General features: G+C 33.1%; 24 protein-coding genes. 2 read left to right on the plus strand and 22 right to left on the minus strand.

The window, feature by feature from the left end:
* Positions 1 to 65: 65 nt before the first annotated feature.
* The 3 genes from CCC31_RS04875 to CCC31_RS04885 all read right to left on the minus strand — a co-directional run bounded on the left by CCC31_RS04875 (position 66) and on the right by CCC31_RS04885 (position 3,183).
* Positions 66 to 1,595: a DNA methylase gene (locus CCC31_RS04875; RefSeq protein ID WP_290850004.1), complete on the minus strand. Its 1,530-nt coding sequence runs from the start codon at positions 1,593 to 1,595 to the stop codon at positions 66 to 68.
* A 15-nt stretch (positions 1,596 to 1,610) separates the two neighbouring features.
* Positions 1,611 to 2,456 (minus strand): formate/nitrite transporter family protein, encoded by an 846-nt coding sequence (locus CCC31_RS04880; RefSeq protein ID WP_117910360.1) that lies wholly within the window; start codon positions 2,454 to 2,456, stop codon positions 1,611 to 1,613.
* A gap of 64 nt (positions 2,457 to 2,520) precedes the next feature.
* The gene (locus CCC31_RS04885) at positions 2,521 to 3,183 is read right to left on the minus strand and encodes a Crp/Fnr family transcriptional regulator (RefSeq protein ID WP_022088290.1); all 663 of its coding nucleotides are present in this window, start codon (positions 3,181 to 3,183) and stop codon (positions 2,521 to 2,523) included.
* 153 nt (positions 3,184 to 3,336) lie between these two features.
* Here CCC31_RS04885 and CCC31_RS04890 point away from each other — a divergent pair, with 153 nt between their 5' ends.
* Complete coding sequence (locus tag CCC31_RS04890) at positions 3,337 to 4,029, plus strand: 4Fe-4S binding protein (protein WP_290850007.1); 693 nt, start codon at positions 3,337 to 3,339, stop codon at positions 4,027 to 4,029.
* Positions 4,030 to 4,238: 209 nt separating this feature from the next.
* Here CCC31_RS04890 and hisC read toward each other — a convergent pair whose 3' ends face one another.
* From hisC to glmM, 3 genes are all read right to left on the minus strand, one after another.
* On the minus strand, positions 4,239 to 5,294 hold the full coding sequence (hisC, locus tag CCC31_RS04895) for a histidinol-phosphate transaminase (protein WP_290850009.1): 1,056 nt from the start codon (positions 5,292 to 5,294) through the stop codon (positions 4,239 to 4,241).
* Positions 5,269 to 5,793: a VanZ family protein gene (locus CCC31_RS04900; protein ID WP_158562687.1), complete on the minus strand. Its 525-nt coding sequence runs from the start codon at positions 5,791 to 5,793 to the stop codon at positions 5,269 to 5,271. The genes hisC and CCC31_RS04900 overlap by 26 nt, the downstream gene beginning before the upstream one ends.
* An 82-nt stretch (positions 5,794 to 5,875) precedes the next feature.
* On the minus strand, positions 5,876 to 7,219 hold the full coding sequence (gene glmM, locus CCC31_RS04905; protein ID WP_117910376.1) for a phosphoglucosamine mutase: 1,344 nt from the start codon (positions 7,217 to 7,219) through the stop codon (positions 5,876 to 5,878).
* 360 nt (positions 7,220 to 7,579) lie between these two features.
* On the opposite strand from glmM, the gene CCC31_RS04910 reads away from it, so the two are divergent.
* Positions 7,580 to 7,756, plus strand: coding sequence for a hypothetical protein (locus CCC31_RS04910; RefSeq protein ID WP_022088285.1), 177 nt, complete (start codon positions 7,580 to 7,582; stop codon positions 7,754 to 7,756).
* Positions 7,757 to 7,818: 62 nt separating this feature from the next.
* On the opposite strand, the gene CCC31_RS04915 is transcribed toward CCC31_RS04910, so the two are convergent.
* The 16 genes from CCC31_RS04915 to CCC31_RS04990 all read right to left on the minus strand — a co-directional run bounded on the left by CCC31_RS04915 (position 7,819) and on the right by CCC31_RS04990 (position 23,135).
* Complete coding sequence (locus CCC31_RS04915) at positions 7,819 to 9,510, minus strand: ABC transporter ATP-binding protein (RefSeq protein ID WP_117910355.1); 1,692 nt, start codon at positions 9,508 to 9,510, stop codon at positions 7,819 to 7,821.
* Positions 9,511 to 9,586: 76 nt separating this feature from the next.
* The gene (locus tag CCC31_RS04920) at positions 9,587 to 9,850 is read right to left on the minus strand and encodes a PqqD family protein (protein WP_022088283.1); all 264 of its coding nucleotides are present in this window, start codon (positions 9,848 to 9,850) and stop codon (positions 9,587 to 9,589) included.
* Positions 9,851 to 9,913: 63 nt separating this feature from the next.
* Positions 9,914 to 10,465 carry a hypothetical protein gene (locus tag CCC31_RS04925; protein WP_260978693.1) on the minus strand — a complete coding sequence of 184 codons (552 nt, stop codon included), beginning with the start codon at positions 10,463 to 10,465 and terminating at the stop codon, positions 9,914 to 9,916.
* A 249-nt stretch (positions 10,466 to 10,714) separates the two neighbouring features.
* Positions 10,715 to 11,398: a CpsD/CapB family tyrosine-protein kinase gene (locus CCC31_RS04930; protein ID WP_118565486.1), complete on the minus strand. Its 684-nt coding sequence runs from the start codon at positions 11,396 to 11,398 to the stop codon at positions 10,715 to 10,717.
* Between the two features lie 18 nt (positions 11,399 to 11,416).
* Complete coding sequence (locus CCC31_RS04935) at positions 11,417 to 12,184, minus strand: Wzz/FepE/Etk N-terminal domain-containing protein (RefSeq protein WP_290850014.1); 768 nt, start codon at positions 12,182 to 12,184, stop codon at positions 11,417 to 11,419.
* Between the two features lie 12 nt (positions 12,185 to 12,196).
* Entirely contained in the window at positions 12,197 to 13,237 is a 1,041-nt protein-coding gene (locus CCC31_RS04940) for an LCP family protein (RefSeq protein ID WP_290850016.1), read from the minus strand.
* A gap of 21 nt (positions 13,238 to 13,258) precedes the next feature.
* The gene (locus tag CCC31_RS04945; protein ID WP_290850018.1) at positions 13,259 to 13,975 is read right to left on the minus strand and encodes a CpsB/CapC family capsule biosynthesis tyrosine phosphatase; all 717 of its coding nucleotides are present in this window, start codon (positions 13,973 to 13,975) and stop codon (positions 13,259 to 13,261) included.
* Between the two features lie 421 nt (positions 13,976 to 14,396).
* Positions 14,397 to 15,053 carry a V-type ATP synthase subunit D gene (locus CCC31_RS04950; RefSeq protein ID WP_117910349.1) on the minus strand — a complete coding sequence of 219 codons (657 nt, stop codon included), beginning with the start codon at positions 15,051 to 15,053 and terminating at the stop codon, positions 14,397 to 14,399.
* A 37-nt stretch (positions 15,054 to 15,090) separates the two neighbouring features.
* Entirely contained in the window at positions 15,091 to 16,464 is a 1,374-nt protein-coding gene (locus CCC31_RS04955; protein ID WP_290850020.1) for a V-type ATP synthase subunit B, read from the minus strand.
* A 1-nt stretch (position 16,465) separates the two neighbouring features.
* The gene (locus tag CCC31_RS04960) at positions 16,466 to 18,232 is read right to left on the minus strand and encodes a V-type ATP synthase subunit A (RefSeq protein ID WP_260978690.1); all 1,767 of its coding nucleotides are present in this window, start codon (positions 18,230 to 18,232) and stop codon (positions 16,466 to 16,468) included.
* A gap of 41 nt (positions 18,233 to 18,273) precedes the next feature.
* Complete coding sequence (locus CCC31_RS04965) at positions 18,274 to 18,588, minus strand: V-type ATP synthase subunit F (protein WP_117910346.1); 315 nt, start codon at positions 18,586 to 18,588, stop codon at positions 18,274 to 18,276.
* A complete protein-coding gene (locus tag CCC31_RS04970; protein ID WP_290850022.1) occupies positions 18,581 to 19,552 on the minus strand; it encodes a V-type ATPase subunit in 972 nt (323 codons plus the stop codon). The genes CCC31_RS04965 and CCC31_RS04970 overlap by 8 nt, the downstream gene beginning before the upstream one ends.
* A gap of 16 nt (positions 19,553 to 19,568) precedes the next feature.
* Positions 19,569 to 20,162 (minus strand): V-type ATP synthase subunit E, encoded by a 594-nt coding sequence (locus CCC31_RS04975; protein ID WP_118565492.1) that lies wholly within the window; start codon positions 20,160 to 20,162, stop codon positions 19,569 to 19,571.
* 30 nt (positions 20,163 to 20,192) lie between these two features.
* Positions 20,193 to 20,669: a V-type ATP synthase subunit K gene (locus CCC31_RS04980; RefSeq protein ID WP_336306542.1), complete on the minus strand. Its 477-nt coding sequence runs from the start codon at positions 20,667 to 20,669 to the stop codon at positions 20,193 to 20,195.
* Positions 20,669 to 22,687 (minus strand): V-type ATP synthase subunit I, encoded by a 2,019-nt coding sequence (locus tag CCC31_RS04985; RefSeq protein WP_290850026.1) that lies wholly within the window; start codon positions 22,685 to 22,687, stop codon positions 20,669 to 20,671. Before CCC31_RS04985 ends, CCC31_RS04980 begins: the two co-directional genes overlap by 1 nt.
* A gap of 133 nt (positions 22,688 to 22,820) precedes the next feature.
* A complete protein-coding gene (locus CCC31_RS04990; RefSeq protein WP_117910342.1) occupies positions 22,821 to 23,135 on the minus strand; it encodes a hypothetical protein in 315 nt (104 codons plus the stop codon).
* Between the last annotated feature and the right edge of the window lie 185 nt (positions 23,136 to 23,320).

Here is a 23,320-nt window from a genome sequence, read left to right on the forward strand (position 1 = left end):
CATAATGTTAAATTAATAAAATTTCATTTATAATTTATATAAATATCTTTTTAACAAACTTAATTTTATGCTTTATGCCCACCAATCATTTCATTCCTCTCTATTGCTGTAGCACCTTCTGTCAAATTAGTTCCCTTTAAAATTGCGTTTTTCCCATATTTCTTTTTTATCTCTAGCATAGCCTTTTGCATTTGTTTTTCTCTTTGTAACTGCTTTTCTTCTGTTTCTTTTTTCTTAGCCTGTTCTTCATAATCAGTAAATAGATCTAACTGTTCATAATCATCTTTTTTCACAACATCTTTTTCATTTATAACATGATTTGCTGCTATATTTATTCTTCGTATTAACAAATTCTTATTTACAATTTCATCATATAATTTTAAAACTGCCTCAGTTATAAGCTTTGTAGATGAACAATGTTCTTTTAAATTTGTTGTCCCATGAGCGTGTTTTGGTATCTTTCTTCCATAATAATCCGTTGTTACACTTCCATCGTACTTTTTTCTTATTTCAGGATTTTTAATACACTCTATGTCATATCCTACTGTAAGCACAATTTGATTAGTAAACAGTTCTTTTTCAACTAAATCAAGAACAAGAAGTTCAATCATTTCTCCAACAACAACTCTTGCCTTTTCCCACGTGTATGGGCATTGCAATACCTGCCCTGAACCTAAGCTGTTAGTTTCAGGTTTATAGGATTTAACATCTTCAATTGTACATGGCTCCCATCCCCACGCATGGTCTATCAGTAATTCTGCATTTACACCAAATAACTTGTACAAAAGTTCTTCATTATGGAATTCATTTTCCTTTCCGACTGAACATCTGGCAATATCTCCCATCGTATACAAACCATATTTCTCAAGTTGCTTTGCATATCCTCTTCCGACTCTCCAAAAATCTGTAATTGGCCTATGATTCCATAATTGTTTTCTGTAAAGCATTTCATCCAAATAAGCAATTCTTACGCCATCTTCATCTGCCTGAATGTGCTTTGCCATAATATCCATTGCAATCTTACACAAATATAAATTTGTACCTATACCTGCCGTTGCTGTAATTCCCGTTGTCTGTTGAATATCTTTTATTATTTTCTTTGCCAACTGCTTAGGAGTTAATTCATATGTTTTTAAATAATGCGTCACATCCATAAATACTTCATCAATAGAATAAACATGTATATCCTCAGATGCAATGTATTTAAGATATATTTCATAAATTCTGGCACTGTATTGCATATACAGTGCCATTCTTGGTTTCGCTACAATATAATCAACCCCTACGTATGGAGATTTTTTTATAACATTATCATTATACGATAATTCATGGAAAACTCCTTCCGGCAATTTTGCCTTTCTTTCCTCATTAACTTCTTTTATTTTTTGAATCACTTCAAATAATCTAGCTCTGCCTGGAATCCCATAAGCTTTAAGTGACGGCGAAACAGCCAGACATATTGTTTTTTCAGTTCGGCTTTTGTCAGCCACCACCAAATTTGTAGTCATACAATCTAACTTTCTTTCCCTGCATTCAACTGATGCATAAAAAGACTTTAAATCTATGGCTATATATGTTTTTTCATTTTCTGCCACTTTGCTCCTCCACTATTAATATTCTTCCGCAATGTCTATATCTTTTGCCTCTTTTTCTGCTGTTTCTCCTGAAAGTGGAGACTTATGAAGAAATGCCATATAATATCCACATCCTACAATTCCTGCTCCTCCGACAATATTGCCAAGTGTTACAGGTATCAAATTATTTACAAGAAAATTAAACCATGTAAGTCCATCTGCTGTTATACCATACTCTGATGCTGTTAACAATCCTGCAACTCCAAAATACATATCCGCTATGCAATGCTCAAATCCGCATAATACAAATATCATTACCGGCCAGAAACTTGTCATTAATTTTCCTGACACTCTTTTTGCTGCAAATGACATCCAAATTGCAATACATACCAATATATTGCATAATATTCCTCTCACAAAACTATCTGAAACCGCTAAATCTGTTCTCGCTTTTGCGGCATTTACTATTGCACCTGCCAAATCTCCCTGAAATAAATTAGGAGTATGTCCATATACAACTAAAACTGCAACAAAAGTTGTTCCAATGAAATTTCCTATATATACAAATAACCAGTTTTTTAACATCTTCCATACGCTGTTTTTCCCTGCCAAAACAGATAAAATTATCAGATTATTCCCTGTAAACAATTCACTTCCTGCAACAAGAACCATTGCCATTCCTGCCGGAAATACCATTGCCCCTACAAGCTTAGCTACTGAAGCGACTGATATACTGCTTGCTGCTACTGTTGAACCTATACCTGCAAATCCTATAAACATTCCTGCGAAAAATCCAAGTAATATCATCTTGAAAATTGGCAGATTGCTTTTGTGTATTCCTATTTCTATGTAACTTTTTGCTATCTCTAATGGTGAATGCATTTTACCACTCCTTTTTCTGTGTATTTTTGCTTATTTGCATTTTATTTTTATTGTTGTTTTATATTTATAATTGTTCTTTTAACGTAAATGTATTTTTATCTATTTCTATTATTCCGTCATTTTTCATTTTAGACAACTCATTACTCATTGCACTTCTGTCTACATTTAAATAATCAGCGAGCTGTTGTCTATTAAATGGAATTGTAAACTTATAACTTCCACTTAATTTCGCCTGATCTGAAAAATATGCTAACAGTCTTCCTCGAATGGATTTAGATGATGTGTGTAATATTCTTCTTGAAAGCATTAAATTTTTCTGTGCTGATATCCGTAGCAAATTTTTTATCAGTTTTTCATGATGACCACATGTATTTGGGCATGTTTCAAGAACTCTGTAAGCATTTAAAAACAAAATTTCTGTATTTTCCGTTGCTACTGCATTTACAAGCAGTGCCTCTCCAGGAATACTTGCATATGTTTCTCCAAATATAAATCCCGGCTCTATATGACTTAATATGCTTTTATTTCCCCACAAATCATCGCTTTCAATATTTACTCCGCCTTCAACAACCATTCCAAACAATTGTATTGATTCCCCTACTCTATAAATATCTTCACCTTTTTTATATTTTTTTGTAACTGCCCCAAGGCAACTTAACATTGTCTTTATTTCTTCTTCACTCATCCCTTTAAATAATTTTGAATTGGACAAGAGTTGATAATTCATCGTTGCACCTCATAAAATAATTTTACATATAACATATAATTAACTGTCTTTATTGTTGTTTTAACAACAGATTTGTCATACTGATTGTACTATACTAGCATTATCAAATCAATATACAAATAATTGTAATAAATTTCAAATTGGAGGTCTAATATGATTCGTCGTATTATAGAAATTAATGAAGAAAAGTGTAATGGATGTGGTATTTGTGCAAATGCCTGCCATGAAGGTGCAATTGAGATTGTTAATGGTAAAGCTAAGCTTCTTCGTGAAGATTATTGTGATGGTTTAGGAGACTGCCTTCCTACATGTCCTATGAATGCAATTTCTTTTGTTGAACGTGAAGCTCCTGAATATAATGAAGCTGCTGTAAAAGCTGCTCAGGCTAAAAAGGCTGCACCTGCATCTTTTGTATGTCCGGGTATGAGAGCTAAAGCATTAAAGCCTGCAAATACTGAAAATGTGCAGACTTCTGTACCTTCAAGTCAATTAATGCAGTGGCCTGTTCAGATTAAATTAGTTTCACCTAATGCTTCATTTTTTGACGGTGCTAAATTACTCATTGCCGCTGACTGTACTGCTTATGCATATGCTAACTTCCATCAGGATTTTATTAAAAATCATGTAACTATTGTAGGTTGTCCTAAATTAGACAACACTGATTATTCAATTAAGTTAACTGAAATAATTAAAAATAATGATATTAAAGAAGTATGTATTGTGAGAATGGAAGTCCCATGCTGTGGTGGTTTAGAAAATGCTGCAAAAGATGCAATAAAAAACAGTGGAAAATTTATTCCATGGAATGTAGTTACAATTTCTACAGATGGAAGAATCTTAGATTAAGTTAATCTATAAATTGCTATTTTAGCACTTATTATTTGTTAAAATAATTATTTTAAAGTCGGGGATTTTTTTGACTCCGACTTTTTATCATCTTTACATTGTACGCCGCCAGATGCACTTAAATTCAAAAATTCCCGGAATTTTTCTTCCGGGAATTTTATTAACACTTTTCCTGTCTCGATATATATTTATTAATGTGTCAGACAATATTATTTTAAATATTCTTCTAATGCCAAATATAATTTTTCCATTTCATCATCCGTGCCAATTGTAATTCTTAAATAATTATCTATTCTTGGCTTCTTAAAATATCTTACATAAATATTTTTTGTCTTTAGATAATTAAATATATCCTCAGCTTTCGCGCTTTTATGAGTTGCAAATAAAAAATTAGTCTTTGAATCAGTGCATGTAAATCCTAATTCTTTAAGTTTTGTTTTTGCATTCTCTCTTGTAGTAATTATTTTTTCCACAAGATTTTTGAAATAAGCATCGTCTTTTATAGCTTCTACACCTGCATAGATTGTTGGAAAATTCATTGTATATGAATTATACGAAAACTTAACAGCAAGCATTGCACTGATTAACTTTTCATTTCCCATTGCATAACCGATTCTAAGACCTGCTGCTGAACGGGATTTTGAAAATGTTCTTACAACTAGCACATTATCATATTTTTCAATGAATTTTAATGCTGAAGTTGCTCCAAAATCTACATATGCTTCATCAACAATTACTACCGAATCCTGATTATTTTTTATAATTTTCTCAACCTTGTCTATTGACATCTCTACTGCTGTTGGAGCATTTGGATTAGGAAATACGATTCCACCATTTTTTCTAAAATAATCCTCAGGTATTATTTCAAAATTATCGTCTAATTTTATTGTTTCATAAGGAATATCAAATAAATCTGCCCATACATCGTAAAAAGAATATGTAATATCAGGGAATAGTATTGGTTTATCTGAATTAAAGAATGTTAAAAATGCCATTCCTAAAACGTCATCTGAACCTACTCCTACAAATACCTGGTTTGATTTAACTCCATAATATTTAGCAATTGCATCAACTAATTCTGTTGCATCCGGGTCCGGATATTTTCGAAGAATTGCCGAATCCATATCACAAAGTGCTTTTCTCACTCCCGGTGCCGGTGGGTAAGGATTTTCATTAGTATTTAATTTTACTACATTCGCTGTCTTTGGCTGTTCGCCGGGTGTGTATGGAGTTACTTTTCTAATATACTGTTCCCAAGTCTTCATTTCTATCCCTTTCTGTCATTATCTTCTTTATCAATATATTAATTCCAATCATTATGACTATTGCCGTAAATGCTCCGCACGTATCTATGCATACATCAAAAAATTTAGGACTTCTTCCATCTACAAATCCCTGATGGAATTCATCTGTGCACGCATAAATAAACGGAACGACAATTGTCATTAACCGGTATCTTATCTTTTTACTTCTGTATGCTCTAAATGTCATTGCAAACATAGTTATCAATATCCCCAATATTGCATATTCTCCAAAATGTCCTGTCTTTCTTACAAAAAAACTGGTTTTATTAAATATGTCCTGTTGCTTTAATAAATCCTTGCTGTCATATTCAGGCTCTATATATTTAACTACTTTAACAGTAATCTTATCACTAAGAGACTGAGATGATTCACCATTCTCAGCCGAAAATCCAAATATGGTTCCCATCCAGAATCCTATCAAAACAATTAAGACTATTCTAACTATGTATATTTTTTTCATTTTAAAAGTTTTTCCTTTATTAACTATTAAACAGTTATTGTACATTATAAATTACTTTAATGTGTCAATGATCAAATATCTTTTATAATGCATGACCTTTTTTGTTAATTACATCTACTACATAGTCAACACATTTTTCTGCTTCTTCATCAGTTCTTGCTTCAACCATTACTCGAATTACAGGCTCTGTTCCACTTTCTCTTACAAGAATTCTTCCGTCTTCTCCAAGCTTATCTGCAACTTCTTTTACTGCTGCCTGAACATCTGCATCCTGCTGTGCTTCCGGTTTACTCTTAACCTTTACATTTTTAAGGCACTGTGGATAGATTGTAACAGGTGATGTAAGTTCTGACATTTTTTTCTTGCTTGCAAGCATTACTTCCATTAATTTGATTGATGTTAAAATACCATCTCCTGTTGTTGCATACTTACCAAAAATAATATGACCTGATTCTTCTCCACCAAGTTTATATTCATTTTCTCTCATGCATTCATAAACATATTTGTCACCTACTGCTGTCTTTTCATAATCAATGCCTACTGCATCAAATGCTTTATAAAGACCGATATTTGACATAATTGTTGTTACAACTGTATTGTTTACAAGAGTTCCTTTCTGTTTCATATAAACTCCGGCAACATATAAAATTAAATCACCATTAACAACATTTCCTTTTTCATCTACACATAAACATCTGTCAGCATCTCCGTCATATGCAAATCCGATATCTAACTTATTTCCAATAACATATTTCTGTAATTCTTCAATATGTGTTGAACCACATTCTTTATTAATGTTAGTTCCATCCGGTGCATCATTAATTACATGTGTTTCTGCACCAAGTGCATCAAATACTCCTTTTGCAATTGAAGATGCACTACCATTAGAACAGTCAAGACCAACTTTGATATTTCTATATGAATGTGTTGCAAGTGACATCAAATAACCCATATATCTGTTTCTTCCTGCAAAATAGTCAACTGTTCTTCCGATTTTTTCCATTCTTGCATATGGAATACTTTCTAAATCACTGTCTAAGTATTTTTCTACTTCATCAATGACCTCCTGTTCCATCTTTTCACCATTGCCATTAATTAACTTAATTCCGTTATCATAGAATGGATTATGACTTGCTGATACCATAATTCCGCAATCAAAATCTCCTGTTCTTACAACATATGAAACACTTGGTGTTGTAGTAACGTGTAATAAGTATACATCTGCACCTGTAGATGTAAGCCCTGCTGACAAAGCGTCTTCGAACATGTAACTGCTTCTTCTTGTATCTTTTCCAATAACAACTGAGCATTTATGATATCTTCCATAATACCATCCTATGAATCGTCCTATCTTAAATGCATGCATTGCTGTTAAATTAACATTTGCTTCTCCTCTAAAACCATCTGTTCCAAAATATTTTCCCATTTCCACTAATTCATTGTCTACTATATATTTGAATATAAGCACCGACAATTTCCTTTCATCATTTTTATGACCTTACGTCATATATCCAAATTCATTTCATTTGGCACTCTTTTTATTATATAATATTCCATCTTCATTTACAACCTGAACCCTATATTCCGACCCTTTATCCGACCCTCAAGTATGATAAATTGTATAATCCGACATTTATCTACAGGATATATATTTAATTCCGACTTTTTTTCCTTTATTACTGTCATAATTGTCTATTTTGTGTCGATATATTCTTTCCATATTTCTTCATATTTCTGATATAATTTAATAGGCTTTACAGCAATAATTTAGAAGAGGACATTTAAAATGATTAATGAAAATGAACTTCTACTAAAGGAAACGGAAGATTTACTTCTTGAAATACAGCAGTTGAAAAAGCAGTTAGAATACGAATCACAAAAGCATAAACAATGGAAAGCACTTGCAATGGTATTTCATGATTCATTGTGGGATATGGTGAATAAATATGTACTTATAAAATGATGCCGGATTTCACAAAAGGCACAAAAATAAAGTGACATCAGGAAATAATCCCTGATGCCACTTTATTTTTGATATAAGCACTTATCTTTAATTATAAATTCCTTATCGCATACATCTAACGCAGCCTGTTTATGAGTAATTATGATACATGTTCTTTCTTTTAATTTCTTTATATTTTCCAACACTCTCTTTTCTGTCATTTCATCAAGCGCTGATGTTGCTTCATCTAACAATAAGATTGGTGCTCCACTTATAACTGCTCTCGCAATTGCAATTCTTTGTGCCTGACCTTCTGATAATCCCATGGCGTTTTCACCAATCTTAGTATCCATTCCATTTGGTAATTTGCTTACGAAATCATATATATCACTTGCTATTAATGCCTGCTTTATTGTTTCATCATCTGCATCTTTGATTAAAGTTAGGTTCTCTCTTATTGTACCGCTAAACAAAAAATTTCCCTGAGGTACATACGCAAACATTCTTCTTGTATCAGGTGAAACAGTAACTTCTTCTCCATCTTTAAAGCATAACTTTATCTCACCTTCATCTGGTCTGAAAACTCCTAGCAAAAGTTTAAACAAAGTACTTTTTCCAATTCCGGAAATTCCCCTTATCGCCACAAATTCACCTTTACTAAAATCTGCATTTCCTTCTTTAAGTACAATATCTCTTCCATAGCTAAATCTTATATTTTTAAATATACCTTTATCGAATTTATCATAGAGTTCTTTTACCGTTTCCTCTGGTTCGTTTCTTTGTTCATCCTGTATATTCTCAATCTCGATTATTCTTTCTGCCGAAGCCAAAATACTGTAATATTGCGGAATAACCTTAGTTATATTGAAAAATGGAGTTTGTATCTGGGATATTAACTGAAGCATTGCAGTCAAAGTACCAAAACTCATTGTCTTTGCGCATACTTTTAATGCACACCAGATTAATGCAAACAAATACCCTGCATTAAAAATGAAACTAAATCCTGTGTTTGCACATATACTTATGACCCTTCGTTTCATTTTCATATCATAATTTTTCTTTTGAAGTATGTCGCCTTTTTCAGCAAACTTATCCTCTACGCCAAATGTTTTTACAGCTAGAATGCTTTCTATTGATTCCTGATAAAATGATCTTACTTTTCCATCTGTCTCCTGAACAGCCTTATGTAGACTTTTTAATTTTTTTCTAAAAAATAATGTTGTTACTGACAATACAATTCCTGCTGCTAAAAATAAAATAGTAAATCTCCAGTCAAATGAAACAAGCACTATAAAAGCACCTAAGAATTGGAAAACGCAAAACAAAATAGTTGGAATAATTGATGTAACTCCTTCTGTAACTATTTTCATATCACTTGTCAGACGGTTAATTAACTCTCCACTATGATATTTCATTATATCACTATAATTTTTTCTTATAATGCTCTGATACAATTGCGATCTCATGCTCATTTCAAGACCTGCCTGTGCCTTAACAGTCATGCTCTGCGTTGCAATTCTAAGAATCATTCTAAACAAAATTGTGCATAAAATAATAATGCCCACAACTATAATCTGGTTTCTAAATTTAATAAATTCATCGTGTCCCTGCGCATCTGCTGCATTTGCTGCCGCATCTATTGCAAACTTACTTAAAACCGATAAGCCTGTTCCAATTAGTGCAAGAATTATATTTGCTATACTTAAAATAATTATTCTAAAGCTTTGCTTCTTAGCTTTAGCTTTTATCCATACAAGACTTTCTCTATCTTTCATTATCTAAATCAAATTCTTTCTCTATTATTATAAATAATATATTTGTAATCAGTTATCCCTTTTTTTGCCAGAATAACTATTCAAATATATTTGCGTCTTTCATTTTCTCAATGAATTTTTCTACGTCCTTCGTTGCAGTTTCACTGTCTATTTCAAACTCTTCAGTTATCGTTTTGACTATTTCATCACTATTCATTCCACTTTGTAATTTCTCAAATATAAATGCACCTGTATCATTTGTTGTTATCATTCCATTAAATTCGTTTGTCTCATTTCCTGTAGGAACAATTACGTTACTTCCTCCTACTTTTCTTAAAATAAACCCTTCTTTTATCTTCATTTCATTCTCCTTCTATAAAAAGAAAAGGAGCTTTCATAGCTCCTTTTCTTTATGTAATTATTATTATTTTGTAACTTTTCCCTTGAATCCGGCTTTCTTTAAATTCTTCTTTAATTTCTTGAATTCTTTAGCTTTCATCTTCTTATTAACTTTAACTGTAATCTTAGCTGAATTTAATCCCTTGAAAGCACCTTTCTTTACTGTGAAGCTCTTTGTTCCTTTAACAATAATCTTCTTTACTTTCTTAGCTCCTGTGAATCCCATCTTGTTAACTCTCTTAACTGTAGCTGGAATTACAATCTGTTTAGCTTTCTTTGCTGTCTTAGCAAATGCTTTAGCCTTAATTACTGTTACTGTGTAAGTTACCCCATCAACTGTTACTGTAGCAGGTACTGTAGCTATATTCTTACTAACTGTAACATTGTTAACCTCAGCTGTTCCATCAGCCTTTGTATCTACATTGTTACCATCTGTAGCTGCAACGTTCTTCTTATCAACCGGTACAACACTTACTGTTGGACTAGCAACTGCTGCCTGTACTCCTGAAACTGAACTAACTGCTACTACTGCTGCCATTGCTAATACAGCAACTTCTTTCAATAACTTCTTCATCATTATTAAGTTCCTCCTGTCCTCTATTGAGCTTTATTTATTAATTCGCAACATCGACCAAAGCCAAGTCGATTGCCCTATAGCAAACTTTTTACAATCATAAAAGCTCACCATAGGCACATTATACTACTAAAGAGTGTCTTTTTAAATACCTTTTTATATAAAACTATATATTTTTGACATTTTCGGTAAAATTTATACATAAATATTGTGTATTATTAATAGATTTTTCCTTAGTATTATAAATCATTACTATTTACCACTATAATATTTCTGTTTACTGTATTTATTTTTCAAATCTGTTGCACGGTTTAAAACCACTCCTAATATTTTACATCCTGATCTTTCAAGCTGTTTTATTGAATTCTTAACTTCTGCTCTTGTGATTTCTCCACTTCTTATAACAAGAATCGCTCCATCACACATGCTTCCAATTTTTTCAGCATCTGAAACAAGTCCTAGTGGTGGTGCATCTACAAATACATATCTGTAATCTTTTGAAAGTTCATTTAACATATTTCCAAATTTGTCACTTTCAAGTAACATTGATGGATTAATTATATTTTCTACATTTGGAATAATGTATCCATTTTCAAAAGGACTTTCATATATAACTTCATCTAGAGAAAAATCTTCTGCAAGATAATTTACAAGACCTTTCATTTCTTTCCCATCCTGACGCTCCATATCATTTTTCTTCACTAATACTGAATTTCTCATATCAGCATCAACTAACACTGACTTAATTCCGGCATTAGCCATCTGTTTCCACATCTGCATTGTAACAAAACTTTTACCTTCATTTGGCAATGTACTTACAACCATAATTTTCTTTATTTCATTTCCTAAAAAGCTGACATTTATACGAAGACGGTTTATTGATTCTTCTACAGCATAAGGAAGTTCCTGTATTGAATCCATTTTAATTTTATTCATTTTACTTTCTCCTCAAGCTTATTTTTTCGGTGTATAATCTTTTTTTCCTTTTGCATAATTGCTATATGAACCATATTTCACATTTCCATCAGGAATAACAGTTAATGGAATAATTCCCAAATATTTTTCAATATCTTCTTCTGTCTTAATTGTATCATCAGTAATAAATAAGAATGTCAATACTGCTAATACTAAAACCATCCCTCCAAGTGCTCCCAGCATTGTATTCTTCTTAAGACTTGGTGAACTTTTAAATTTAGGTGTAATTGCTCTTTCTGCAATATTTGGTGCTGTAGTTCCCATTAATTTAGGAATTTCAGTAACTGCCTTTTCAGCCAATGCATTCGCTATAATCTTAGCTTCCTTTGGTTTAGTGCTAACAGCTGCTATTTTCAAAATACGTGTATCTTCTACTGTAGAAATACTAATCATTCCGTTAAGTTGCTCATATGTATACCCTAAATCATTTTCTTTGCTTACTGCCTCTACTATAGGACGTACATGTAACAATTCCGCATAATCTTCCGACAATGAAGTTCCTATACTCAAATCTGCAAGGTTAACTACTGAATTATTTGATGCAGATACCATATATACTTTAGCTGTAGCAGTATACTTTGGTGTTATTAAAAATTTTGTTCCAAGACCTGCTAATATAGCTCCAACTACAAAACCAATTATGATAAAAATAATCTTTTTGCGATAATAGTTGAATAAGTCTAAAAGATTAATTTCTACTTCATCTTCTTTTTCATTCATATTAATCTTATCTACCTGTTGTTTCATTTTTTCTTTCCTTTACTCCTTGTTGTTATGTTCCTTTATTCCAAATAAATCCTCCATAGTTGTAACCATAGAATCTTTATCTACATAAAATTCAATATGATCAAGATTATCTCCCAGTGCCTGGCCAACCTTTGATTCTCCCTGTAATTCATATATCCCCTTATTTGTTCCACTTGCAAATATATTGCTTATATTAGATATTGTTCCAATTGTTATATCTGTTGTTGCCTTATCCTGCAACTGATTAAATATATCTGTTGTATAATTACTGTCTGACTTAATTTTATCCTGTAATTTTTTGAAGAAACCTGTCATATACTGTTGTTGTCGCTTCATTCTTGATGCATTTTCTTCATCACCAACACCATATCTGTCATGTACATAAGCGTATGCTTCATCATCAGTAAGTTGTAATGTTGCTCCTTTTTTCATTTCAGGATATTTGTCTGTAAAATCTTTTTCTAATGTTACTGTAACTCCACCGACAATTTGATTAAGTGTAGGAATTTCACTCATATTAAGTTCATAATAGCCATTAATTTCCATACCACCTAATAATTTCTTTACGGCTTTTACTGTATTCTTACAGCCTTGTTCTTTATTTCCACCATACCAATGTGCCGTACATAACTGAAGAGTTGCCGTTGCTGCACCTTTTCCTTCATGATTAATTAATGATATCTCTGTCATGGTATCTCTGTTAAATTGCAGAAAACTATAAGTTCCATCTGTTTTATCAACAATAACAAGCATTAAAAAATCTGCCATACTGCCCTGATATTCATCGCCTTCTCCATCATTTCCTGAAGCATCTGTTCCAATAAGAAGGTAATTTTCAAAATCATGATAATAATCATATTTTTTCTTATTAAGCTTTATTTTTCCTCTTGCGACCTGAACATTCCAGTCATTAATAGAATCCTCATCCGAAACATTCGTCTTTTCCGTCTTATTATCAATATACTGAAGTCCGTATCCAAAAGCTATAATAAATAATATGAATATCAATATTCCTGCAACGATTTTTATGTATTTTTTTCTTTTCATTTTCATTTGATTAACACCCTATTACTCTTATTTCGTATCAAATCCAAGCACTTTTTTTCCAAAATTATCTATTTGTTCAACCATCTTTTGACCATATTTATCTGATATATAATCATATCCGCTTATCAGATTTGGTTTTCGGTTATCAACATTATGACAATCACTTCCTAAAATAAGAGGTTTATCATTTTCTATTAACTTTTTTACCACTTTTCTTTTCTTTCTATTGTCACAAAAATCTGCGTTTACCTGAAAAACAACAGGTAATTCAAGTATTTCCTTCCAAATTTTTTTCCTTGTCTGAAAAGTATAAAATCTTTCTATATGTGCCAAAATAACCGTTAGATGCCTCTCTTCCATCAGCATTATTACATCCTGTAAAACAGATTTATTCCATTGTGTAAAAGGAAGCTCGAGTAGAATCGCATCTGTATCTTCTATACACAGTTTTTCCAATTCTCTTGCCTGTCCTATTCCATTAAAATAACACACCTCAGCTCCAAGCTTTATAGCAGGATACGCATCATCTTTCATGTATTCGGTACATGCTTTTAATTTATTAAATGACTTTTCTCTGTCTTTTAGGAAATGTCCGACTGAATTATTTTGAGCATAAAAATGAGGAGTTGCTAACATTGTAATAACTCCTTGACTCTTTGCTATACGAAGCATGTCAAGTGATTCCTCCTCGCAACTGCTTCCATCATCTATACCAGGCAATACATGAGAATGAAAATCAATCATTTCTGCCTCCTTTTGTCTCAAAAATCAAGTAATTCATACACTATTGTCAGGCTTAATATCCCCAATAATCTTTTACTTTATATATGATATTTTAAAAAATCATAACTGTCAAGTATAAGCCGTTTCTTTCTTTTAGTATTGGCTGTCTTTTAGTATTGGCTGTCTTTTAATATTGGTACTCTACTTAACAGTAACTTCTTAATAACTGCTATGTTCGCATAAAAATATAGCAGACATATGGATTTATCTTTTATCATCAACTGTCAAATACTAATCCTACTTATATTTTAACTATATGTGGATTTACAATATGATGTAAATTTAAAATCTTTATGTCTGCTATATTGTTTTAAAGGTTTATGTCTTCATTTTAATAGTCAATCATTTTTTAATAAGAATCTCTATTCTGACATTACATCTTTTATTTTTCTTTATAATGATGTGCTTCCTCTAACATCATATCTTTTACTTTCATTAATCGAATCTGTGTGCTTCGTTCATTTTCATCTAATTTCATAGTAATATACTTTATATTTTTCTGTGCCTCAGGAATTATAACATGTTCTAAGGCATTAACTCTTCTTCTTGTTTTCTCGATTTCACTTGAAAGCAACTGACATGATTTTTCAATCTGTGCTAATCGTACCATATCTTCTCTGATATCTGCGAGAGATGTGACTGCATCATCTAAGTCTCCTGTTGTAAATGCAAATCCATAAGAATATATGTCATTTGGATTAGCTGTCTTAGATTTAACGGAATATACCGGAATATCTACACTCATTATATTTTTCTTATCTACATTTAGTTCAAGTTTTTGCTTTGTTGCCATTAAAGCCGTTGTTAATGTTTCAGTATTCATTCCCGCCTTAGCAACAACAAAAATTGTATTTGCCTTTTTTATGGATTCCTCAACCTTTAGTCTAAGTTCCATATTTTCCCTTGCCAAATCCAAAAACTGTCTCATAAGCTCATCTCTTTTATCTTTTAAAAGTTTATGTCCCTTTACTGCAGATACAAGTTTCTTCTTCTGTTTCGTCAATTCCATTCTTGTAGGATTAACCTGAGTGTTTGCCATTCTCTCACCTCGCTTTCTAAACGCTTTTTTGTATCACTTATTTTTCTTTGTAATACATATCAAGATATTTATCATCAATACGTTTAAGTTCTGCACGAGGCAAAATATTAAGCAATTCCCATCCTATATCCATTGTTTCCTCAATGCTTCTGTCTGACTGGTATCCCTGTGATACATACTTCTTTTCAAATTCATCAGCAAATTTTGCATAAATTCTGTCTGTTTCTGAAAGTGCTGCCTCACCTAAAATAACCATCAGTTCTTTAGCATCCTTACCTCTTGCATATGCTGAGAACAACTGGTTCATTACATTTGAATGATCTGCTCTTGTTTTTCCTTCCCCAATGCCTTTATCTTTAAGTCTTGAAAGCGATGGAAGAACATCTATTGGTGGCTGAATGCCTTTTCTGTAAAGCTCACGGCTTAAAATAATCTGTCCTTCAGTTATATATCCTGTAAGGTCAGGAATTGGATGTGTCTTATCATCTTCAGGCATTGTAAGAATAGGAATCATTGTTACGCTACCGTCTTTATCTCTCTGACGTCCTGCTCTTTCATACATTGTTGCCAAATCAGTATACATATATCCCGGATATCCTCTACGTCCCGGAACTTCTTTTCTTGCTGCAGAAATTTCTCTTAAAGCATCTGCATAGTTAGTAATATCCGTAAGAATTACAAGTACATGCATTCCTTTTTCAAATGCAAGATATTCTGCTGCAGTCAATGCCATTTTCGGTGTGGCAATACGTTCAACAGCCGGGTCATTTGCTAAATTTATAAACAATACTGTTCTATCAATCGCTCCTGTTTCTTTGAAACTATCTATAAAATAATTTGCCTCTTCAAATGTTATACCCATAGCTGCAAATACTACGGCGAACTGTTCATCTTTTCCTTTTACCTTTGCCTGTCTTGCAATCTGCGCTGCTAACTGTGCATGTGGAAGACCTGAAGCTGAGAAAATTGGCAATTTCTGTCCTCTTACTAATGTGTTTAATCCATCAATTGCTGAAATTCCTGTTTCAATAAATTCTGAAGGGTAATTTCTTGCTGCCGGATTCATAGGTACACCATTAATATCTCTTCTCTCTTCCGGAAGAATTGCGGGTCCGTCATCTATTGGGTTACCTAATCCGTCAAATACTCTTCCAAGCATATCTTCCGAAACGCCAAGTTCCATGCTTCGACCTAAAAATCTTACTTTACTGTTTGAAAGGTTAATTCCAGTAGAACTTTCAAATAACTGTACCAGTGCATTTTTGCCATCTATTTCAAGCACTTTACAACGTCTTGTTTCACCATTTGCAAGTTCTATTTCTCCAAGTTCATCGTAAGTAACATTTTCTACGTCCCTAACAAGCATCAAAGGACCTGCTACTTCCTGAATTGTTCTATATTCCTTTGCCATATTAGAAGTCCTCCTTATCAAATGCTCCTGCAACCTGAATTTCAAGTTCCTTTAAGATTTCATCATATCTACTCTGAATATCTTCTTCCTTAGTATACTTAAATCTTCCGATTTGTTCTCTTATTGGAAGTGCTATTAATTTGTCAATTGAAGCACCATTTGAAAGAGCTTCATTTGCCTCATAATAATATCCAAGTACTAATTTCATCATTAAATATTGCTTATTAAGAGAAGTGTATGTGTCAATCTCATGGAATGAGTTCTGATGTAAGAAATCTTCTCTTATTGATCTTGTTGCTTCCATTTTTAGTCTGTCAGGTGCTGAAAGTGCATCCATACCTACCATTTTTACAATTTCTTCCAACTGTGCTTCATCCTGCAAAAGACTCATAAGCTCCTGTCTTAATTTAAGCCATTCTTCTGATACATTTTCTTCGAACCATTTTCCTATATTATCTACATATAAGGAATAACTTGTTAACCAGTTAATTGCAGGAAAATGTCTCTTATAAGCTAATGCTGAATCAAGTCCCCAGAATACCTTTACGATACGAAGTGTAGCCTGAGACACAGGTTCTGAAATATCACCACCCGGAGGAGATACAGCTCCAATTACCGAAAGTGCTCCTTCTCTTCCTTCTTTTCCAAGTGAAATAACCTCACCTGCTCTTTCATAAAACTGAGCAAGTCTTGAACCTAAATATGCCGGATAACCTTCTTCACCAGGCATTTCTTCAAGTCGTCCTGACATTTCGCGAAGCGCTTCTGCCCATCTTGAAGTTGAATCTGCCATAAGTGCTACTGAATATCCCATATCTCTAAAATACTCAGCAATTGTAATTCCTGTATAAATAGAAGCTTCTCTGGCTGCAACAGGCATATCTGATGTATTTGCTATTAATACTGTTCTCTCCATCAGGGAACGTCCTGTCTTTGGGTCCTTTAATTCCGGAAATTCATTAAGTACATCTGTCATCTCATTTCCACGTTCTCCACAACCAATGTATACAACAATATCTGCCTCTGCCCATTTTGCCAACTGATGCTGAATTACTGTTTTTCCTGAACCAAATGGTCCCGGAACTGCTGCTACACCGCCTCTTGCAATTGGGAATAATGTATCTACTACTCTCTGACCTGTTACCAATGGTTTTGTTGGTGGAAGTTTCTTTGCATATGGTCTTCCTTTTCTAACCGGCCATTTCTGCATTAATGTAATTTCTTTATCGCCGTCTTTTGTCTCTACAACTGCAACTGTCTCTGTAACTGTATAATTTCCGGCTGTTATTGATTTTATTTTTCCTTTAATTCCATATGGAATCATTATCTTCTGAGTTACAACTTCTGTTTCTTTTACAGTACCAATAACATCTCCTGTTTCAACTTCATCTCCAACATTCATGCAAGGTACAAAGTTCCATTTTAACTCTCTCTTTAAAGATGGTACTTCAACTCCTCTTTTCAAGTTGTTTCCTGCCACTTTCATAATATCATCAAGTGGTCTTTGAATTCCATCATATATACTTGCTATAAGTCCCGGACCTAATTCTACAGATAATGGTGCTTCTGTTGACTCAACTTCTTCTCCCGGTCCAAGTCCTGCTGTTTCTTCATATACCTGAATCGAAGCCTGGTCACCATGCATTTCAATGATTTCGCCAATAAGACGTTCTTTACTTACTCTTACAACGTCAAACATATTGGCATCTCTCATCCCTTCTGCTATAACTAAAGGTCCCGCAACCTTCTTAATTACTCCTTTGCTCATACTAGTCTCCTTACTGTGAAATAAAATCACTTCACTTTAATTTATGAAAACAAAATATCGCTGCCTACAGCCTGTTCTACACTTGCCTTAACTCCTGCAACTCCTTCCCCGGTATTTCCAAATACGCCGGGAATTAATATTATTGCCGGTGACAGCATTTCTTTATATTTATTTATCTCATGATTAATCTGAACTGCCAGACCTTCCGTCACATAAATAATTTCGTATTCGCTTTTAGCCAACACTCTAAGGGTTTTAATTCCCTCTTCCGGGTCGGTTACCGGGAATGTGTCCATTCCGATTGCGCCAAACCCATATATACTGTCATAATCACCTAACACTGCAATCTTATACATACATTTTCCTTAACCTTTCCCGAATATAATCATCACTTAAGTTATTTAACTTTCCGGTCAATATAATTCTAACTGTTTTTATTTCATTTTCTCTTGCAAGAAAATATGCAAGTATTGGGCCTGCCGAAAAAGAATTATATTTTTCTTCTTTGATTTTATCGATTATTCTATTATCACACCATCTTTCAAAAGCTGACGGTGATTCTTTTATATGTTCAGCTGCCTCGCTGTATCCTGCCGATTGTAAATAACTGCATATTCCATCAATTCCTGATTCCGCGCCTTTAATTAAAGAAGCTTTGCTTAAAGAATCACAGGCAACAATTGCTCTTTCCATGAAATCTTTTGATTTCTTTGTTTTAGCACATCTTACTGCAACTCTTATATTTGCAACTGCAACCATTTCTTCAGCATATTGTTTTATTAATTTTGAATCTGATTTTGCTCCTTCTTCTTTAACAGCTTCTAATGTCGCAGTATCAATTATTATGTCGCATAACTGTCCATCCTGAGTTTGTAGCAATGCCTCTGTCGCTTCATTCGCTGCATAAGCCATCATTTCAGGCAAACTGTCAAAATCTTTTCTTTCAACCATATCCTTCAACTGCTCAGGTGACCATCTGCAATTATCATAATATGCATGCTCTGCTTTATCTCCACTACATACCTGTTTAATTGCTGCTTTTAAATTATGATACTCTCTTGGTACTGTGATTACAGTAAATGCATCTTTCTCATTTACTAACTCATGTATGTCATCCCAGGTTTTCTTTCTCTCAAATGCAAGCATATCATCTTCTGTTTCCGCCGGTTCTCCATTTCCCCAACCATGATCATGAAGAAATGCCATACAGCTTTTATAATCTTTACAAGCCATCAACTGTTCAATCACTGAATCAGAAAATAGTGAGACCTCTTTTGCACGAACACGGGCAACCGCATAAGTATAATTGGTTTCTGACATATATTTTTCTCCTCAACTATTTAAACAGGAATCTGTTAATTTCATCCTGCAAATCATCTTTTTTATTGTGAAATACAGCATCAAAAGTACAATTTTCCACTATATCTCCGTAATCAAGAATCATTCCATTTTCAATATTTATAGGTTCATTGCTTACTGATAATTTTCCATTATTTTTGTTTGCTGCTTCACTTATCTTTTCCTGAAAATCCTTAGGAAGTCTCTCTAAATCTTTTTTATTAAGGCACATTTTTCCTTCTGCCGGCTGAGCATATTCCTCTGTCATTTTTATTAAATAACCAAAATATTCCTCATCCGAAGCATTTACCATTTTGTTATATGCCTTATTCACTATATCTGAAATAATTTTTTGTTTTGCTTCAAGATATTTCTGCTTTGCTTCCATTCCGGCTGCTGACTTAATTTTACTAAATAGTAATTTTTCTTCACTCTCAGCCTTTTTTGTCCCTGCAGTCTCTATTTTATCAATTTCAATTTGAGCGTTTTCTTTTATAGAGTCGCAGGTGTCTTGTGCCTTTGCCAAAATATCTGCCGCTTCTTCATTTGCGTCAGCTTTAATTTGGTTTAATATTTCTTCTAATCCACCCATGGGCAACTCCTTTCTGCTTATATACTTCTATTAAACCGGAATATTACTTACAGAAAGAATTGATATAAGAAGTGCTAAAATAGCATATGTTTCAACCATTGCAGGGAATAACATTGACTTACCAAACTGTTCAGGTTTCTTAGCTACGATTCCAATACTTGCAACTGCTGTTTTTCCCTGGTGTAATCCTGAGATTAAACCAACAACACCAATTGGAAGACATGCGGCTAAAATCATAAGTCCTGTTCCTGTTGATATTGATGCAAGATTTCCGTTTAATAAACCGATTTTACTTAATGTGATAAATGCAACTAATAAACCGTAAATACCCTGTGTACCGGGAAGAAGCTGTAAAATTAAAACCTTTGAAAATTTACCCGGATCTTCTGTTACTACACCTGCTGCTGCCTGACCTGCAATACCTACACCCATTGCTGATCCTGCTCCTGCCAATAAAGTTGCTAACGCTGCGCCAAGAATGGCATAAAAAATTCCTAATTCCATTATTATTTCTCTCCTTTATCTAACTCAACATATTTTGTTTTTAATGTGAATGGATTGAAGGCTCTGCCTCCTCCTTCATAGAATTTTCCAAAAAATTCTACATACTGTAATCTGTTTGTATGAACATAAGCTCCTAACAGATTGATTGCAAGGTTTAGTGTATGACCTACAATAAATACTATTATGAAAACTATTATTCCTACCGGGCCATCGCCTATCATGCTGCCCATAGAATTTACAACTGATGCAATAACTCCTGTTGCCAGACCTAATGCTAAAAGTCTTGAATATGACAGCAAATCGCTTAGCCAGCCTGTTACGTTATAAATATCATAAGCTCCAAGAGCAATTCTGATAACCCACTTGTTACCTTTTCTTCTGCCGGACATAAGAAGCAATCCTACAAGTCCTATTATTGTTAAAACTTTTGACAGGATTGTCAGCCATACCGGAAATACAAATGTCATCTGTGAAATAGATGCAAATAAATCAGTTGGCAATAATAACAATATTAATCCGATTAACAGTGAATACCACAATAATACATCACATATAAAATCCACTATTTTATTGTCTTTCAAAAGCATATACCCTTTTATTCCAAGTCCTAAGAACATATGAATAATTCCTATTACCATTGAATACATTAACAGTCTCATCGGATCGTTAAGCGGAACAAACCACAACGCTTTAAGTTCTATATTTTTATGGAAAAATACATTCGATACAACTGTAATTGCATCACCAAAAAATCCTCCAAATAGCAATCCCCATATTGTCGTTGATATTCCGCAATACATAAACATATGCAATGATTTATTTAACGAATCGCCCATTCTAGGGAATTTTTTTATCGCTATAAAGCATGCTAAAAATATTATCAATCCATAAGCTGCATCGCTTAGCATCATTCCAAATAAAATGTAATAAAATACTGCCATTATTGCACTTGGGTCAAACTCGCCTTTCTTTGGTAATCCAAATGATTCAACAACACCCTCTACAGGTCTTGCAAAAGCGTTGTTTTCAAGTAAAACCGGAGGTTGTTCTTTTGCCGATATCTCTTCTGCCTCAATCATAACCGTGAATTTATCAGTAAGTGTTTCTTTAAGCTTCTCAAATTCTTTTTTTGGAATATAACCTGTAATTATAAATACATGTTTTGTTTGAAGAATCCTTCCAAGTACATCGTATTTTTCTGCTCTGCTGTTAAAATAATCTGCCGCTAACTGAATGTCCTCTCTATCCTCTGCTAATTGCCTGAGTTCCTCAATGCGATTATCTATGCTGTTTTCAAACTCAGCAATCCTCTTTGTCCATTTTTCCTTAGATACCTCAGGGATACTTCTCATTATCAGCGAAGGTCTTGAAAAATCCATCTGCCTCAATGCTTCCTCAAACTGTTCTGCATCTTTTTTCATACAAAATCCTGCAACACAGGTCTGATTTTTGTCTGAATAAAATATTCTTACATCGCTCGCTTTAGGGAACTTTTCATTTGACTGGATTTGCTGATACAGTTGTTCCTGAGTAATATTTCCGGGAAATGATCCGTAAATAAATGTCGTCTTATCAGTTCCTGTTGTCGCACCCGGAACATCCATGTTTAACCATGGTTTTACAGCTTCTATATTTGCTTTTAATTTCAAAATATCATTTTGTTTTGCTGAGATTTCTTTTTGCAAATTAAGAATAGCTGATATTTTATCCATTATTTCATCTCTATTATCTGAAATTCTTTTAAATTCATTTGAAGCAACCTGCCTCTTTCCTTCTAGAGACGAAAACATTGATTTCTTTTCCGGTTCATATTGCTCTAATACTTCCAAAGCATTTTCTGCTAAAGCTGCATTTCTTTCAAAACTTGATTTAGCAACACTTGTATCCATCTTGGAAAAGCCTTTTTTTACTTTTCTTTCCTTGATTTCAACAACACCACTTCTTTGAATATATTCTATGATAGGCTTTCGTTCTTTTTTCAGGGCACAAATGCATATTTTTTGCATTTCTAATACTGCCATTTTATCATGCCTCCCTTCTTTATTTCTAAAGAAATAACAATTTATAGTTATATGATAATTTAATTATATCGATTAAGCATCAATTCCTTCATTATATGCAATCTAATAATCTTAAATTTCAAATCACAAACAATTAAAATTTCATTACTTCTTCTACTGCCTTATTTACAGCCTCATTTTCGAGAGTTAAAGCCTTGTCATACAGTTCTTTAACATTCTTTTCATTATCACTTCTAATTGTTTTTGCTTCTTTCTCTCCTCTTTCTCTGGCTTTTTGACAATATTCTTCTATCTTGTCTTTCTGCCTTTTTACTGCATCATCAATGCTCTTTTCAGCATCTTCATTTGCCTTTTTTATATTTTTTTCAGCATCTTCATTTGCTTTATTAACAATTTCTTCCCCTTGTTTTTCAGCTTTTTTAATGGAAGCCATTGTTTCTTTAATCATTAAGACACCACCTTTCTTAAAATCTCATAAGCTATAACATTTTCATAAACATCTAAAGCTTATATTCTCTGTAGATTTCTACATCTTAAATTGAATTATACTATACATATTTTTTCTAAAAAATATACAAATTTCGCCAAATGTATAACAATTAAATGCAATTTTCTTTTACTGTAATGTATTAC

The sequence above is a fragment of the Eubacterium sp. LMAG:50 genome (assembly GCF_008680265.1).
Taxonomy (GTDB): Bacteria; Bacillota; Clostridia; order Lachnospirales; family Lachnospiraceae; genus Eubacterium_U; species Eubacterium_U album.